A 15,212-nucleotide genomic window follows, 5' to 3' on the forward strand; every position below is an offset into this window, starting at 1 on the left:
CGCGGCGCACACGCCCATCGAACGGAACCTGGCCGGCCTCAAGTTCCCGCGCACACCGCCGTTAAAAGATGCACACCCGCGCCGGGCGCTGCCCCGCCAACGCAGCCCGCGAGGCGCGACGGCCGCCCCATCGCCCGGCCCGTTTCCGCCAAGCCTGAGCGGCCCGTGCGCCGTGGCCGCACACAAGCACAAGCGCCGTCCAGATCGACGGCATCGAGCATCGAGACCACCTATGGGCCAAATCACCCTGTCGCTGAAAGAAGACACCATCGCGTCGCTGCGCAAGGACTACGATGCGTTCGTGCGCGTGTCGCTCAAGCTCGATCCGCATTTCGCGACGCCATCGTTCGAGGATTTTCTGCGCGCAAAGCTGCTCGACAGCATGGTGCCGCTCACCGAGCATGCCGTACAGCGGCTGCTGCAAGGCGGTCAATACGCGTGGGCAAAGCGCACGCTCGACAAAGAATTTCCGGATGTCGTCGCCATCCTGATCCGGCAAGCGGGCGAATTCGGTTTCGGTTTCGCGTCGCGCTCGGAATGGACCCCCGACGAACTCGCCCAAGCGTGCCGCAACTGGGCGGCGGCGCTCGTCTCCGGCGCGCAGGGCGATGCTGCACTCGTCGATCCGCTCGCCGCGCAGATCAAGGCAGCCGTCACCGACATTCAGATACTCGAGGAGCGGATGCAAACACCCGCGTGGCGGCTTGCCGAATCGCTGCGGCAACGCGTATACGAGGCCAAGCTCGCCTGCGAGATGAGCATCGGCAGCGCGGCGCGCGAAAAGCTCGGCGAATTGCGCGCGCTGCTGCGGCTCGGCATTTCGCACGGTTCGTTCCAGAAGCAGGAGGCGCAGCAGATGATGGAGTATCTGCGGCTTTTGAAACCTGAAATCTTCATGGAAGAACCCCATGACGTCTTTGCGCGGCTCGCCGCGTGGCTGCGCGGCGTATTCACGACCACGCCGGCAACGGCGCGCGGCGCGCAGAACCCGTCGCAGCCGCATGGGTCGCGGCGTCAGTCATAAAGAGAACACGGAAAGCGGCAAGCGCGAACGCAGTCGAACTGACATCGTCCAGGCGGGTTCGAACGCCCGAATGCCGATCATCCTGACGACGATAGCCCGCCCGACGCCTGCGCGGCTGGCATGCGCCACGCAGGAATCGGGCGGGCCATCGGCTGGCGGTCCGGCTCGCCTCGAGCAAATCCGGGCGCACGGCTGCCAATCGGCGTGCGGCGATCAAGCGGCTCCGGGGCAAGCCGCCCGCACCGCACCGGAACGCAGATTACTCGCCCGCGCCGGCCTTCGCGCTGCCGTTGACGGACAGCGAGCCGTTCGCCGCCCCTGCGGCGCCGTGAGCAACACCGCTGGTTGCGCCGCCGAGCGTGGCCGACGTGCCGCCGACGGCATTGCCGGTCGCATTCGCCGCACCATTGACAACACCGCCCGCCGCGCCCGTTGCCGCCTTCACGGTGTCGCCGGTCGCATTCGTCGCGCCTTCGACCGCGCCGCGCGCCGTCGACTTCGCATCGGCGCCGAGTTCCGCCGCCTCGTCGGCCTTTGCCTTCGCGTGGCTCTTCGCATGCGCCGCATGCTTCTTCGCGGAATGCTTCGCGGCATTCGCCGCGGCTTGCGGCGAAGCCGCCGACAGATCGCCGCTCGCGCCGAGCTGCGCGTTCACGCCGGCCTTCTGGCCGAGCACCTCGGCCGACGCGCCTGTCGAGTCCTGCGTGGACACGCCTGCCGTCTGTGCAAAAGCGGACGTCGCCAACGCTGCCGCAGCAGCACCGATCAGCATCATACGAAACTTGGACATTGCCATTCTCCTCAAGATAAGTCGTCGAAGCGACGGACGCGGACGGCCCGTCACAACCGGCTCGCCGCAACATGCGCGGCAAGTGGATGTACAGACCGGACGGTTTCGAGCGCAGTTCGCCGTTCTCGCCAACTGTTACCCACCGTTTCATTTGCTGACGACTTCGATACACTCCTTTACACGCGCGCTCCTGCAACTGCCGCGCGCCGCCGGCATACGGCCGCTCATCCCGCGCTTCGCTTATGATGCGCAGCCGCGCCGCGCCGCGCTGTGCGCATGCGTTCCTTTCGTCTCATTGCCATGCCTAATCTCGATTTCACGTTGACCGGCGAATTCGTCGAACTCCACAATCTGCTCAAACTCACCGGACTCGCGGACAGCGGCGGCTCGGCGAAGATGCTCGTCGCGTCGGGCGCCGTCAAAGTCGACGGCGCCATCGAGCTGCGCAAGACCTGCAAGATCCGCGCGGGCCAGGCGGTGCTCGTCGGCGATACGCGCATTGCCGTGCATGGCGCGCCGTAGCCACGCTTGCCCACGCCGGCCGCATGGCCATCGGCAGCCGTAATCGACAGCGCATGCCGAAACCCGTAAGCTGATCGTTTCCCAAAAATAAGCATTGCGCAGGCAAAGCGCTTGCGCAAACGCGTCCATGCCCTCTTCCGGTTTCACACGAGCGGCCGCCGCGCCGCCTACGCTATCGCGCCATGCCGCGGACACCGCGCGCCTCGCCGCGCCGCTCGCGATCGCCCAGCTTGCGCAGATGGCGATGAGCGTCACCGACACCGTGCTGCTCGGCTCGCTCGGCCCTGACGCGCTCGCCGCCGGCGGCCTGGGCGCGAACTTCTTTTTTGTCGTCGTCACGCTGCTGCAAGGCGTGCTGACGTCGGTCAGCGTGAGCGTCGCGCACGCGCGCGGCGCGAAGGCCGAGCATCGCGTGCCGCATATCTACTGGACGGGCTTCGCGCTGTCGCTCGTGCTCACGGTGCCGGCGTTTGCGTTGCTATCGTTCGCCGAGCCGTTGCTGCGCGTGTTCGGCGAGCCGCCCGCGCTCGCGCACAACGTCGGCGAATATGCAGCCGTGCTGCGCTTCGCCGCGCCCGGCAGCCTGATCGGCATCGGGCTGATGCGCTCGTTCCTGCCGGCGATCGGCGCCGCGCGGCGGTTGCTGTGGGTATCGGTCGCCAGCGTCGGCGTCAACGCGTTCCTCAACTACGGCCTGATCCACGGCGCGTTTGGATTGCCGAGGCTCGGCTTTCTCGGCTCCGCGGCCGCGACGACCATCACGATCTGGCTTAGCGCAATCGCACTCATCACGCTGCTGCACGGACAGCCGACATTCAAGCATTTCGTCGCCGTGTCGCGGCCGCGGCTGCCGCTGATGGGCGAGCTGTTCGGCATCGGCTGGCCGGTCGCGATCACCTACGGCGTCGAATCGACGCTATTTCTTGCCACCGGCCTGAGCGTCGGCGTACTCGGCGAGGCATCGCTCGCCGCGCATCAGATCGCGCTCAACGTCGCATCGGTGGCGTTCATGGTGCCGCTCGCCATCGGGCAGGCGGCGAACGTTCGCGTCGGCTACTGGGCGGGCGCAGGCGCGGCCGTCGCCGCGCGGCACGCGGGCTTCGTCGCGCTCGGGCTCGGCATTGCGTTCATGTCGCTATCGGGGCTCGTGCTCATCGCCGCACCGCATGCGATCGTCGGCCTTTACTTGAAACTCGACGATCCAGCCAACGCGCACACGGTCGCGCTTGCGACATCGCTGCTCGGCATCGCCGCCGTGTTCCAGATCGTCGATGGAATGCAGACGGTCGGCTCGGGCTGTCTGCGCGGCCTGAAAGACACGCGCGTGCCGATGCTCGCCGCAGCGCTCGGCTACTGGGGCATCGGTTTTCCGACCGGCTACTGGTTCGCGTTCCATGCGGGGCTCGGCGCGCGCGGGCTGTGGTGGGGGCTTGCGGCCGGCCTGGCGAGCGTCGCCGTGCTGATGACCTGGCGTTTCCACCGCAAGAGCGTGGCACTGGGCGCGCACGGGTAAGCGTGTCGAGCGCCCGGGAAACCGCCCTTGATGAAGGCCGCCCCGGCGCGCGCGGGTTTGCAAGCGCGCTGATGCCGGGCCGTCTCATGCCGCTTGATCGGCTCGCTGGCCGCTGGCCGCAGCGATGCGTTTGGCCAGGCCGCGCGCATGGCGAATCGCGACGCCGGTTGCGGAATGTCGTGCCGAAGCGGCGCGGCACCGCTTCGAATGCGCCAGCCAATCGTTCCTTCGCAGACAACGCGGCTTGGCGGATTTCCCGCCGTTTCTCCGCCCCGCGCTCCCGATTTCCGGCTCCCTGGCTCTACGGCTCCCCAGCCCCCGGCCGCTCATCTATCCGGCGGCTGCCGCCTCCTTTCCACCGTTCGTTCCGCGCATCGCGCCCGCGCCACCTCTCGCTGGGCGATCCCATCCGCTTCGCATCGCGGCACAAAACCACGCGCGGCGCTATGCTTGCCGATTGAACCCGCCGTCGCGAGAACGGTGCCCGTCCCCGCAAACCTGTGCCGCGTGCGGCGCGGCGTTCCCGTGACCTAAAGGAACCATCATGACCGAAGCAGTACGGATCGAACGCGATACGTTCGGAGAAATCGCAGTGCCGGCCGCCCGTCTATGGGGGGCGCAAACGCAGCGCTCGCTGCAAAACTTCAAGATCTCGACCGAAAAGCAATCGCCCGAGCTAATTCACGCGCTCGCGCTGATCAAGCGCGCGGCGGCCGCCGTCAACCTCGAACTTGGCGTGCTGCCCGGCGACAAGGCGCGCGCGATCATCGCCGCCGCCGACGAGATCATCGCGGGCCAACACCCCGACGAGTTCCCGCTCGCGGTCTGGCAAACGGGCTCGGGCACGCAGACCAACATGAACCTGAACGAAGTGATCGCGAACCGCGCGAGCGAGCTGCTCGGCGCAGAGCGCGGCGAAAATCGCAACGTGCATCCGAACGACGACGTCAATCGCGGCCAATCGTCGAACGACGTGTTCCCGACCGCGATGCACGTCGCCGCGGCGCGCGCGATCGTCGCGCATCTGCTGCCCGCGCTGCGCACGCTGCGCGCGACGCTCGACGCGAAGGCGCACGCGTTCGCCGGCATCGTGAAGATCGGCCGCACGCACTTGCAGGATGCCACGCCGCTCACGCTCGGCCAGGAATTCTCGGGCTATGTCGCGCAGCTCGATCAGGGCATTCGCCATGTCGAATCGGCGCTGCCGCACTTGTACCAACTCGCGCAGGGCGGCACCGCGGTCGGCACCGGATTGAACGCGCATCCGCAGTTCGCCGCGCGCGTCGCGGCCGAGATCGGCCGGCTGACCGGGCTGCCGTTCGAGAGCGCGCCGAACAAATTCGAGGTGATGGCGGCGGCCGACGCGCTCGTGTTCGCGCATGGCGCGCTGAAAACCGTTGCGGCGAGCCTGATGAAGATCGCAAACGATGTGCGCTGGCTCGCGAGCGGGCCGCGCTGCGGGTTCGGCGAACTTTTGATCCCGGAAAACGAGCCGGGCAGCTCGATCATGCCGGGCAAGGTCAATCCGACCCAGTCCGAAGCCGTGACGATGCTGTGCTGCCAGGTATTCGGCAACGACGTCGCGGTAAATTTCGGCGGCGCAAGCGGCAACTTCGAGCTGAACGTGTTCCGGCCGATGATCGCGCACAACGTGCTGCAATCGGTGCGGCTGCTCGCGGATGGCGCGCAGAGCTTCAACGATCATTGCGCGATCGGCATCGAGCCGAACCTCGCGCGCATCGGCACGCTGCTGAACGAATCGCTGATGCTCGTGACGGCGCTCAATCCGCATATCGGCTATGACAAGGCCGCGCAGATCGCGAAGAAGGCGCACAAGGACGGCACGACGCTCAAGGCCGCGGCGCTCGCGCTCGGCTTCGTCACCGAAACGCAGTTCGACGAATGGGTGCGTCCGGAGCAGATGGTCGGCAATTAACGCGCGCGAACGGCTCGAGAAGGCGCGATACGGCGGCACCGGCGGCAGGCCGTGCCACGGGATAGGCCTGAGCGGATCGAACGAGGCGGTAGCCGCCCCAACCACATGGCACCGCTCGAAGCTCGAAGCTCGAAGCCCGAGCCCCACGTCACCCGGCTGCGCATGCCGCCCTGGCCGGGCGACGCGCGCCGCATCGCGTGCTTAGCCGCGCCGCGCGCGTCGGAGTGCGGGGTGCGGAGTGCGGGGTGCGGGGTGCGGGGTGCGGGGTGCGGGGTGCGGGGTGCGGGGTGCGGGGTGCGGGGTGCGGGGTGCGGGGTGCGGAGTGCGCGCGCATGATCGATCCACGCGGGCAACGCCGTCGCGCCGCACCCGCGGGCATCCGCCCGTCACACCACCCCTTTCGCGACTTCCTCTGGCTTGAGTTCGACGATCTTGTCGAGCGCGTCCTTCACGTCCATCGCGTACTGCGCGAGGCGCTTTTGCTCGTCGGTCGCGGGCACGAACGGCGGCACCGGCACCGGGTTGCCGTTCTCGTCGACCGCGACGAACACGACGAGGCAATCGGTGGTCTGGCGCAGCACGCCGCCCTTCGGGTCGCCGGCGTGCACCGATACGTGAATGTGCATGCTGGTGCGCCCCGTCGCCACGACGCGCGCCTTCAATTCCACCAGATTGCCGACGAGAATCGGCCGCTGAAACCGGATGTTGCCGACGCTCACCGTCACGCAATAACGGCTCGACCAGATCGCCGCGCACGCATAGGCAGTTTCGTCGATCCATTTCATCAGCGCGCCGCCATGCACCTTGCCGCCGAAATTGACAGACGTCGGCTCGGCGAGAAAGCGGAAAACGGTTTCGGTACGATCAACGGGCGCGGTGGGGGTGGCTGGCATCTCGGCGGGCTCCAGTATTGCGGCAATGCAAAAAGACGCGTCGATTATACTGCGCCGCGACATAAAGCCGCAGCCGGCGATCCGCTCCGCCACCGGTCTACATGACGCCCACCGGGCAGCGCGCGGCAGCCGGTTGCGCCGCCGCCGCCGGTCATGCCGCCAAAATCGCGCGGCCGAGCCACCTCACCGCACCGGCCGCCTCAATTGCGAATCGTCACGCCACGGTCGATCGTGCCGTACATTTCGATGCTACCGGTTCCGGCGCCCGTATTGGCGCCCCGTTGCGCGCAGCCCGCACAAACGGCTGCGGTTAGCAGGATCAACGCAAGAATCTTGATTGGACGAAGCATGGTCGAGCGTTCGGCGCGCGAGGGCCGCGCGCCGCCTAGTCAGCGGTTTGTTGCATTTTACGCAGGCCCCGCCCGCGCCGCGTATTCGATATTTCATCCGATCCGGAAACATCGGGGCCGCCCACCGTCTACACTCGCAATCGCCCTCCTTCGCCCATCAGGATCGTCCATGCCCGCCTCCGACCGCCACGCCGCCCTCCCCAGCCTGAACCGTATCGGCGCACTGCTCGCCGACCCTGGGCGCACCGCGATGCTATGGGCGCTGATGGACGGCAGCGCACGCCCGGCGGGCGAGTTGACGTTGATCGCCGGGCTCTCGCCTTCCGCGGCGAGCGCGCACCTCGCGCGGCTCACCGACAGCGGCCTGCTGGCGCTCGACGTGCGCGGCCGGCACCGCTACTACCGGATCGCGTCACCCGAGGTCGCCGCCACCATCGAGGCGCTGGCGAACGTCGCGCAGGCGGCGGCGCAGCAGCGTCCGGCGCTGCGCGCCGCGCGCACCGTGCCACTCGACATGCGCTACGCCCGCACCTGCTACGACCACATGGCGGGCGAGCTCGCGGTGCAGGTATTCGACGCATTGAGCACGCGCAGTTGGCTGACTGCCGAGAACGGCATGATCGACGTGACGGCAGCGGGCAGCGCTCAATTTGCGCAATGGGGCATCGACGTCGTCAGCGAGCGCGCGAAGCGCCGCCGCTTCGCATGCACGTGCGCCGACTGGAGCGAGCGGCGCCCTCACCTCGGCGGCGCGCTCGGCGCGGCGCTGCTCGGCTGCTTTCACCGGCACGGCTGGATCGAGCAGGCGGGCAAGCCGCGCGTGCTGCGCGTGACACCGCCCGGCCAGCGCGCATTCGACGCATGGCTCACCTGCCGATGACACGGGCTTTCATCGCCCTGACGAAACGGACTGCGCGGACAACTCTTGTTACATGCGCATCAACTTGCATAACAAAAGACCGGCATTGAAACATGCTCAGCGGATAGAGTGGACTCATACGGCGCGTGCCACGCCGGACATAACAGAGACCGCACGACCATGTCAGCCGCCTGCGCTTTGCCCAATCTGCCACGCATCGCACGCTACACGATTGCCGCGGCGGCCGCGCTCGCCGCGTGGCAACCGGCTTTCGCACAAACCTTCGATGCGCGTGCCGCGGCGGTAGCCGCCGCGCGGCAGCCGGACAGCGATCCGCCCAGCCGCGTCGCGCGGCTCAATTATTTGTCGGGTGCCGTCACGACAGAGCCCGCAGGCGCGAGCGACTGGTCATACGCGGCCGTCAACCGTCCGCTGACAACAGGCGACCAGTTGTGGAACGATGCGGGCGCCCGCTCGGAGTTGCACATCGGCTCGAGCGCGGTGCGCCTGGGGCAGTCGACGAGCCTGTCGATCCTCAATCTCGACGATACGAACGCGCAGCTCAAGGTGCCGCTCGGCACGCTGTCGATACACGTGCGCGACTTGGCGCCCGGCATGTCGTATGAGATCGACACGCCGAATCTCGCGCTTGCCGTCGGCTCGCCCGGCGACTATCGCATCGATGTCGCGCCCGACGGCACGAGCACGGCCGTCACCGTGCGGCGCGGCAGCGTGACCGTCTATGGCGACAATACGCAGATGCCGGTGTCGGCGGGCCAGCACGTCGTCTTCACCGGCATCGCGTTGCAGGTTGCGGACACCGGCGCCGCACCGCCGCCCGACAGTCTCGACGAATGGGCGGCGGGCCGCGATGCAGCCGAGGAACGCTCGGTGTCGGCGCGTTACGTGTCGCGCGACATCCCCGGCTATCAAGATCTGGACGCGAATGGCACGTGGCGCGACACCCCCGACTACGGCGAAGTCTGGGTGCCGAGCGCGGTGCCCGCCGATTGGGCGCCGTACCGGACCGGCCATTGGATCTGGCAGGCGCCGTGGGGCTGGACCTGGGTCGACGATCAGCCATGGGGCTTCGCGCCTTACCACTATGGCCGCTGGGCATATGTCGGCGACTCGTGGGCATGGGTGCCGGGGCCGCTCGTCGTCAGCGCGCCGCCGCCGTGCTACGCGCCGGCGCTCGTTGCCTTCGTCGGCGGCGCGGGCGGCGGGTTCGACTGGAGCGTGAGCCTCGCGATCGGCGGCATCGCCGCGGCGGGCGTCGCGTGGTTCCCGCTCGGCCCGCACGACCCGTGGCGGCCGAGTTGGGGCGGCTGGAGCCCGCACTACTATCAGCGCGTAAATCAAACCGTGATCGTCAACAACGGCACGATCAACACGGTCAACGTCAACAAGACGGTGACCGTGACGAATATCACGAACATCCATAACACATACGTCAACTTCCGCGCGCCGAACGCGGTGACGGCCGTGCCCGCGACGGCGTTCGTTCACGGCCAGCCAGTCGCGCATTTCGCGCAAAAGGTCGATCCGCAGCAATGGCGCAACGCGCGCATCGGCTCCGGCGCGCCCGGCCTCGCGCCCGTGCGGCAGAGCTTGGCGGGCGAATTGCGCAACGCGGCATACCGGCCGCCCGCGGCCGTCGAGCAACGCTCGATCGTCGCGACGCGCAATCCGGCCGTGCCCGCCGCCTATCGCGACCGGCTCGCCGCGCACCTGGTGCGAAGCGGCGCGCTGGTGCCGGGCGCGGGCGTCCCCGTCGTGAAGGCCGCTGCGCCGCCGAACTACGCGATGCGGCAAATGCACGCGATCGGCCATACCGGCGAGCCAAGCCACTGGGCGATGCGCAACGTACAGCTCGTCGGCACGCACACGCCGCTCGCGCAACCGCTGCGCGGCCCGCAACCCGGCATCGGCAATCCGGCGGCAGCCGCGCGCGCCGCCGAGCGTGCGCACGCTGGCGCACCGCCCGCGAACGCGGCACAACCGGGGATGCCGCGGAGCAACGCCGCGCGCGAGGCTTTCGTCCCGCCGAACGCAATGCGGCCGGTGAATCCCGAACCATCGGCCAACAACGGCGTGCCGCAGCCGCCCGCGTTCAGCGATCCTTCCGTGCGCAACCATGACGGCGCGCCGCGCGTGCAGCCGCCATGGTCCGTCCCGCATCCGCCGATCGCGCAGCAGCGCGCAAGCGGCGCGAACGAGCGGCAAGCGCCTGCGTCGCCCGCTCAGCCGCGCCCGGACGGCGTGCCGAATCCGTTGCCGGATTACCGGGCACCGGCGCCAAACGCGCCGCCGCCGATCCGGGCAGCGCGCTCCGCGCCCACACCGCCAATACCGTCACCGGTACGCCCGCAGCCGGCATGGCAAGCACAGCGCGACGATTTCGACGTCCGGCCAGATGCCGCGCGGCGCCCAGCGCGATACGCCGCCGCCGAACGCGCCGCCGCATAACGGCTATCGCCCGCCCGCGTCCCAGTCGCCAATGGAAGCGCCACGCGCGCCGCGGCCAGGAATGGAAGCGCCCCGGATCGAGCCTCGCCCCGCACCGTCACCGCAACCCGCGCCGCACGCGCCTTCTGCACCGTTGCGCCAGGAACCGGCCCATCCGATGCGCGCGGATCAGCCGCACGCGTTCGACACACATCGCGACGCGCACCGGCACACATGACGCACCCAGAAAAAACCCGCGAAAGTCGCGGGTTTTTTGCTCTGCAGACACGAGCCGAAGCCCGCAATGCCAACGCGTCGCTCAAACCGCCATCGGCGCGGTCAATGGCTCATGATGCCGATAGTCGACAAGCGAAAAATCCGACGGTTCGATGCGCTCGAGCCACTCCGGCTCATACTTGCCCGTCTTCGCGAACTCGGGCACCCGCTCGGCGATCTCCAGCCGCGGGCTCGCGAACGGCTCGCGCTGCAACTGCTGGTTCAGCATGTCGAGCTGATTTTCGTAGATGTGCGCATCGCCGATGAAATACGTGAACCAGCGCGGCGCATAGCCCGTCAAGCGGCCGACGAGCGACAAAAGCGCCGCGCCCTCGGCGAGATTGAAGGGCGTGCCGAGCCCGACGTCGTTGCTGCGAATGTACAGACACAGCGAGATCTCCCGCCGCTCGACGTTCGGCAGGAACTGGTACAGCAGATGACACGCGGGCAGCGCGATTTCGTCGAGCACCGCCGGATTCCAGCCGTGGAACAGAATGCGGCGGCTCGACGGATCGCGGATAATCGTATCGAGGCAATCGCGCAACTGATCGATCGCCTTGTGCATCAGCACTTTGCGCGCATCACCGTGCTCGAACTGCGCGACCACGCGATAGCCGCGCGACAACGCGTCGGTGATTTGCGCATCGGCCCGCGCATCGAGCACCTTGTAGCCCGGCCAGCGGCGCCATTGCACGCCGTATACGTCGCCGAGATCGTCGGCGCCGAGCCGATACGGATTCGCGAGCCACTGCGCGTTGTCGTTCGCGTTCGCATCCCACACCTTGCAGCCGAGCGCTCGAAAATCGGCCGCGCTGCGCTTCGCGCGCAAAAAGCCGACCAACTCCCCGATCGCCGCCTTGAACGCGAGCTTCTTCGTCGTCACGGCGGGAAAGCCCTGCTGCAGATCGAAGCGCAGCATCGCGCCGGGAATGCTGATCGTGCGAATGCCGGTGCGATTGGTCTGCCAGGTGCCGGTGTCGAGAATGGTGCGAACGAGGTCGAGATACTGTTTCATGCGAATTCCTTTGGCCGCGGCAAGCGGCCGCGTCGCGCCCATTTTAGCAAGCCAGCCGAATCGCGGCCCGGCCGCGCGAGCGCCGGCATCGCGCTCGGCGCAATCCGGTAGAATCGGGCCTTTGCGTTTTTCCGCCCCCTTCCCGTCATGACGACGCTGACCCTGATCGTCGCGCGCGCCCGCAATGGCGTCATCGGCCGCGACAACCAGCTCCCGTGGAAACTCCCCGAGGATCTCGCGTATTTCAAGCGAACGACGATGGGCGCGCCCGTCATCATGGGCCGCAAGACACACGAATCAATCGGCCGGCCGCTGCCCGGCCGCCGCAATATCGTCGTCACGCGCGACGGCACGCGGCGCTTCGACGGCTGCGACACCGCGACGTCGCTCGACGCGGCGCTCGCGCTCGCCGCGCGCGACGGCGCGGCCGAAGCGTTCCTGATCGGCGGTGCGCAATTGTACGCACAAGGCATCCGGCAAGCTGACAAGCTGCTCGTCACCGAGATCGATCAGGATTTCGACGGAGATGCGTCGTTTCCCGCGCCCGATGCGGCGCAGTGGGAAGAAGTATCGCGCGATACGCATCGCGCGGCGATGCCGAATGATTTCGCCTACGCATTCGTCGCTTACCGGCGCAGACACGCGGGCTGAACAACACCGGCACGCCTTCACTCATCACCCGTTCGGCGGACCGGCGCCCCGCATTCGCCGGCGCATGCGCAACGGGCACGCGTTGCCGATATCGGCAAAATCCGCCGCTTGAGCGCAAACAAAAAGCGCCGCAACAAGCGGCGCTTTTTATCGACTGCGGCGCGGCCATGCTGCCGCTCGCGCTTACTGCCCGGCGATCGTCATCTGCTCGATCAGCACCGAGCCGGTTTCCTTCGTTCCGCGCACGATCGTATCCGCGCCGATCGCGACGATATGGCGGAACATCTCCTGCAACGTGCTCGCGACGGTGATTTCCTCGACCGGATACTGAATCACGCCGTTCTCGACCCAGAAGCCCGCCGCGCCGCGCGAATAATCGCCCGTCACATAATTGACGCCCTGCCCCATCAATTCGGTCAGCAACAGGCCCGTGCCGAGCTTTTTCAGCATCGCGTCGAAATCGTCGCCGGGCTGCGTCTGCGCGCTCCTGAGCGCCAGGTTATGCGAGCCGCCCGCGTTGCCGGTCGTCTGCGTGCCGAGCTTGCGCGCGGAATACGTCGACAGGAAATAGCCCTCGACGACGCCGTCGTTCACGACGCTGCGCGCGCGGGTACGCACGCCTTCCTCGTCGAACGGCGCGCTGCCCATCGCGCGCGGCACGTGCGGGTCCTCGACCACCTGCACGTGCGGCGCGAATACTTGCTTGCCCAGGCTGTCGACCAGAAATGACGTCTTGCGATACAGCGCACCGCCGCTTACCGCCTGCACGAACGCGCCGAGCAGGCCCGCCGCGAGCGGCGCCTCGAACAGCACCGGCACCTTGCGCGTATCGAGACGGCGCGCGCCGATCCGTGCGAGCGCGCGCTCGGCCGCGTAACGGCCGACCGATTCGGGCGACGCGAGATCGTCCGCGCGGCGCTTGGACGTGTACCAGTCGTCGCGCTGCATCAGCCGCCCGCTGCCCGCGATCGGCGCGCACGCGACGTAGTGCCGCGAGTACGGATAGCCGCCGACGAAGCCGCGCGACGTCGCGAGCACGAATTGCGAATGCTGGGCGGACACGCTCGCGCCTTCCGAATTGCGGATTTGCGGGCTGACCGCGAACGCGGCGTCCTCCGCGCGACGCGCGATTTCGACCGCGTCGTCGGCCGACACGTGCCAAGGGTGATACAAATCGAGATCGCGCGGCTCGGTCTCGAGCAACTCGGCCTCGGCGAGCCCGGCCGCATCGTCCTCGGCGGTGAAGCGCGCGATGTTGTATGCCGCCGCGACCGTATCCTTCAGCGCCGCCGGCGAGAAATCCGACGTGCTCGCGTTGCCGCGCTTCTTGCCGATGAAAACCGTCACGCCGACGGTCTTGTCGCGGTTGTGCTCGATCGTCTCGATCGCGCCGCGTCGCACCGATACCGACAGCCCGTCGCCCTCGGAAATCTCGGTCGCGGCGTCGGTCGCGCCGAGCGCCTTCGCGTGCCGGAGGATGTCGGCCGCGATGTTTTTCAGTTCGTCCTGCGTATGCGGAAAATGACGCGCGGGGGCGTCGGCGAGGTTTGCAGCCATCGTCGTGGTATCCGGTGGCGGGCGGATCGCCCGCATGTTTCGAAATGTGCGTATCCCGCGATCATAGCAAGGTCCAGCGCCGCTGACGCGGTTCGGCGAACGCTGCGCCGCGATACAATGCCGCCCATGACACGCAAAACCCGCATCCAACCGATCGAGCCCGCCGCCGATGACACTGGCCACGGCTACGATCGCCCCAGCAAATCACAATTGAAGCGCGACATGCACGCGCTGCAGGAACTGGGCGCCGCCCTCGTCGAGCTGCCGAAGGACGCGCTCAAGCGCATGCCGATGCCGGAGGATCTCGCCGACGCCGTCGCCGAGGCGCGCCGGATCACCGATCACGAAGGCAAACGCCGTCAAGTCCAATATGTCGGCCGCGTGATGCGCTCGCTGTCCGATGACGAGACAGCGGCGCTGCGCGCCGCGCTCGACGCGCAGCGCGGCGTCAACAAGGCCGAGACCGCGCGCCTGCATTGGATCGAGCGCACCCGCGAGCAACTGCTCGCGAACGACGACGCGCTCACCGCGTTCATCCGCGAATATCCGTCGGCCGACGTGCAGGAAGGCCGCACGCTGATTCGCAATGCGCGCAAGGAAGCGCAGCAGGGCAAGCCGCCGCGCTACTTCCGCGAACTGTTCCAATGGATCAAGACGGCGAGCGCCGCGGCAGACGCGCACGATGAAGACTCCCCCGCCGCCGAGGACGATCATGACGACCCAGCGTAATCATCCCGACGAACTCGTGGTCGGCATCGTGTCGATCAGCGACCGCGCATCGAGCGGCGTCTACGAGGACAAAGGCATTCCGGCGTTGACCGACTGGCTCGCGGACGCGCTCGCGTCGCCGTGGCGCGCCGAAACCCGGCTCATTCGCGACGACGCGCAGACGATCTCGGCCACGCTGATCGAGCTGGTCGACATCACACGCTGCGATCTGGTGCTGACCACGGGCGGCACCGGCCCCGCGCGCCGCGACGTGACGCCCGAGGCGACGCTCGCGGTCGCGACGAAGGAAATGCCCGGCTTCGGCGAGCAGATGCGGCAGATCAGCCTGAATTTCGTACCAACCGCGATCCTGTCGCGGCAGGTCGCGGTCATCCGCGAAACGCCGGACCACGCCGCGCTGATCGTGAACCTGCCCGGCCAGCCGAAATCGATCAAGGAAACGCTGGAAGGGCTGCGCGACGACGACGGCAAGATTCAGGTGCCCGGCATCTTCGCCGCGGTGCCGTACTGCATCGATCTGATCGGCGGACCTTACGTCGACACGCATGCGCATGTCTGCGCGGCATTCCGGCCCAAGAGCGCGGTGCGCGCCCCGAAGTCATGCGGCGCGTGACGTTCGTCGAATGACGCACCGCAGCAAGCCGGCAGC

13 protein-coding genes are annotated in these 15,212 nt (G+C 67.9%); 9 read left to right on the plus strand and 4 right to left on the minus strand.

Annotated features, from left to right (window positions below):
* The first annotated feature begins 232 nt into the window (after window positions 1-232).
* Window positions 233-1,024 carry a DUF4088 domain-containing protein gene (locus WS68_RS16875; protein ID WP_059571881.1) on the plus strand — a complete coding sequence of 264 codons (792 nt, stop codon included), beginning with the start codon at window positions 233-235 and terminating at the stop codon, window positions 1,022-1,024.
* Window positions 1,025-1,283: 259 nt separating this feature from the next.
* On the opposite strand, the gene WS68_RS16880 is transcribed toward WS68_RS16875, so the two are convergent.
* Complete coding sequence (locus WS68_RS16880) at window positions 1,284-1,814, minus strand: hypothetical protein (protein ID WP_059571943.1); 531 nt, start codon at window positions 1,812-1,814, stop codon at window positions 1,284-1,286.
* Window positions 1,815-2,114: 300 nt separating this feature from the next.
* On the opposite strand from WS68_RS16880, the gene WS68_RS16885 reads away from it, so the two are divergent.
* The 3 genes from WS68_RS16885 (at window position 2,115) to fumC (ending at window position 5,785) form a co-directional block, all read left to right on the plus strand.
* Entirely contained in the window at window positions 2,115-2,336 is a 222-nt protein-coding gene (locus tag WS68_RS16885; protein WP_059519328.1) for an RNA-binding S4 domain-containing protein, read from the plus strand.
* Between the two features lie 127 nt (window positions 2,337-2,463).
* Complete coding sequence (locus WS68_RS16890; protein ID WP_059571882.1) at window positions 2,464-3,849, plus strand: MATE family efflux transporter; 1,386 nt, start codon at window positions 2,464-2,466, stop codon at window positions 3,847-3,849.
* A 544-nt stretch (window positions 3,850-4,393) separates the two neighbouring features.
* Complete coding sequence (gene fumC / locus WS68_RS16895; RefSeq protein ID WP_059571883.1) at window positions 4,394-5,785, plus strand: class II fumarate hydratase; 1,392 nt, start codon at window positions 4,394-4,396, stop codon at window positions 5,783-5,785.
* Window positions 5,786-6,171: 386 nt separating this feature from the next.
* Here fumC and WS68_RS16900 read toward each other — a convergent pair whose 3' ends face one another.
* Entirely contained in the window at window positions 6,172-6,678 is a 507-nt protein-coding gene (locus WS68_RS16900) for an acyl-CoA thioesterase (RefSeq protein WP_059571944.1), read from the minus strand.
* A 519-nt stretch (window positions 6,679-7,197) separates the two neighbouring features.
* On the opposite strand from WS68_RS16900, the gene WS68_RS16905 reads away from it, so the two are divergent.
* Both WS68_RS16905 and WS68_RS16910 read left to right on the plus strand, forming a co-directional pair.
* Window positions 7,198-7,908: an ArsR/SmtB family transcription factor gene (locus tag WS68_RS16905; RefSeq protein ID WP_059571884.1), complete on the plus strand. Its 711-nt coding sequence runs from the start codon at window positions 7,198-7,200 to the stop codon at window positions 7,906-7,908.
* Between the two features lie 159 nt (window positions 7,909-8,067).
* Entirely contained in the window at window positions 8,068-10,356 is a 2,289-nt protein-coding gene (locus WS68_RS16910; RefSeq protein WP_442857172.1) for a DUF6600 domain-containing protein, read from the plus strand.
* 298 nt (window positions 10,357-10,654) lie between these two features.
* Here WS68_RS16910 and WS68_RS16915 read toward each other — a convergent pair whose 3' ends face one another.
* Window positions 10,655-11,626 carry a thymidylate synthase gene (locus WS68_RS16915; RefSeq protein ID WP_059571945.1) on the minus strand — a complete coding sequence of 324 codons (972 nt, stop codon included), beginning with the start codon at window positions 11,624-11,626 and terminating at the stop codon, window positions 10,655-10,657.
* Between the two features lie 147 nt (window positions 11,627-11,773).
* On the opposite strand from WS68_RS16915, the gene WS68_RS16920 reads away from it, so the two are divergent.
* Window positions 11,774-12,277, plus strand: a complete 504-nt coding sequence (locus WS68_RS16920) for a dihydrofolate reductase (RefSeq protein WP_059571885.1) — start codon at window positions 11,774-11,776, stop codon at window positions 12,275-12,277.
* A 183-nt stretch (window positions 12,278-12,460) separates the two neighbouring features.
* Here the strand turns inward: WS68_RS16920 and pmbA are convergent, their stop codons facing one another.
* Window positions 12,461-13,834, minus strand: a complete 1,374-nt coding sequence (pmbA, locus tag WS68_RS16925) for a metalloprotease PmbA (RefSeq protein WP_059571946.1) — start codon at window positions 13,832-13,834, stop codon at window positions 12,461-12,463.
* A gap of 126 nt (window positions 13,835-13,960) precedes the next feature.
* On the opposite strand from pmbA, the gene yjgA reads away from it, so the two are divergent.
* On the plus strand, window positions 13,961-14,563 hold the full coding sequence (yjgA, locus tag WS68_RS16930) for a ribosome biogenesis factor YjgA (RefSeq protein ID WP_059571886.1): 603 nt from the start codon (window positions 13,961-13,963) through the stop codon (window positions 14,561-14,563).
* The gene (gene mog, locus WS68_RS16935; RefSeq protein ID WP_059571887.1) at window positions 14,547-15,176 is read left to right on the plus strand and encodes a molybdopterin adenylyltransferase; all 630 of its coding nucleotides are present in this window, start codon (window positions 14,547-14,549) and stop codon (window positions 15,174-15,176) included. The genes yjgA and mog overlap by 17 nt, the downstream gene beginning before the upstream one ends.
* Window positions 15,177-15,212: the final 36 nt, after the last annotated feature.

It is taken from the genome of Burkholderia sp. TSV86, assembly GCF_001522865.1.
In the GTDB taxonomy this organism is placed as follows: Bacteria; Pseudomonadota; Gammaproteobacteria; order Burkholderiales; family Burkholderiaceae; genus Burkholderia.

Bases quoted from the DNA above. Each gene is read 5' to 3' on its own strand.
- WS68_RS16875 (WP_059571881.1), top strand. From the start codon at position 233: ATGGGCCAAATCACCCTGTCGCTGAAAGAAGACACCATCGCGTCGCTG.
- WS68_RS16880 (WP_059571943.1), bottom strand. From the start codon at position 1,814: ATGTCCAAGTTTCGTATGATGCTGATCGGTGCTGCTGCGGCAGCGTTG.
- WS68_RS16885 (WP_059519328.1), top strand. From the start codon at position 2,115: ATGCCTAATCTCGATTTCACGTTGACCGGCGAATTCGTCGAACTCCAC.
- WS68_RS16890 (WP_059571882.1), top strand. From the start codon at position 2,464: ATGCCCTCTTCCGGTTTCACACGAGCGGCCGCCGCGCCGCCTACGCTA.
- fumC (WP_059571883.1), top strand. From the start codon at position 4,394: ATGACCGAAGCAGTACGGATCGAACGCGATACGTTCGGAGAAATCGCA.
- WS68_RS16900 (WP_059571944.1), bottom strand. From the start codon at position 6,678: ATGCCAGCCACCCCCACCGCGCCCGTTGATCGTACCGAAACCGTTTTC.
- WS68_RS16905 (WP_059571884.1), top strand. From the start codon at position 7,198: ATGCCCGCCTCCGACCGCCACGCCGCCCTCCCCAGCCTGAACCGTATC.
- WS68_RS16910 (WP_442857172.1), top strand. From the start codon at position 8,068: ATGTCAGCCGCCTGCGCTTTGCCCAATCTGCCACGCATCGCACGCTAC.
- WS68_RS16915 (WP_059571945.1), bottom strand. From the start codon at position 11,626: ATGAAACAGTATCTCGACCTCGTTCGCACCATTCTCGACACCGGCACC.
- WS68_RS16920 (WP_059571885.1), top strand. From the start codon at position 11,774: ATGACGACGCTGACCCTGATCGTCGCGCGCGCCCGCAATGGCGTCATC.
- pmbA (WP_059571946.1), bottom strand. From the start codon at position 13,834: ATGGCTGCAAACCTCGCCGACGCCCCCGCGCGTCATTTTCCGCATACG.
- yjgA (WP_059571886.1), top strand. From the start codon at position 13,961: ATGACACGCAAAACCCGCATCCAACCGATCGAGCCCGCCGCCGATGAC.
- mog (WP_059571887.1), top strand. From the start codon at position 14,547: ATGACGACCCAGCGTAATCATCCCGACGAACTCGTGGTCGGCATCGTG.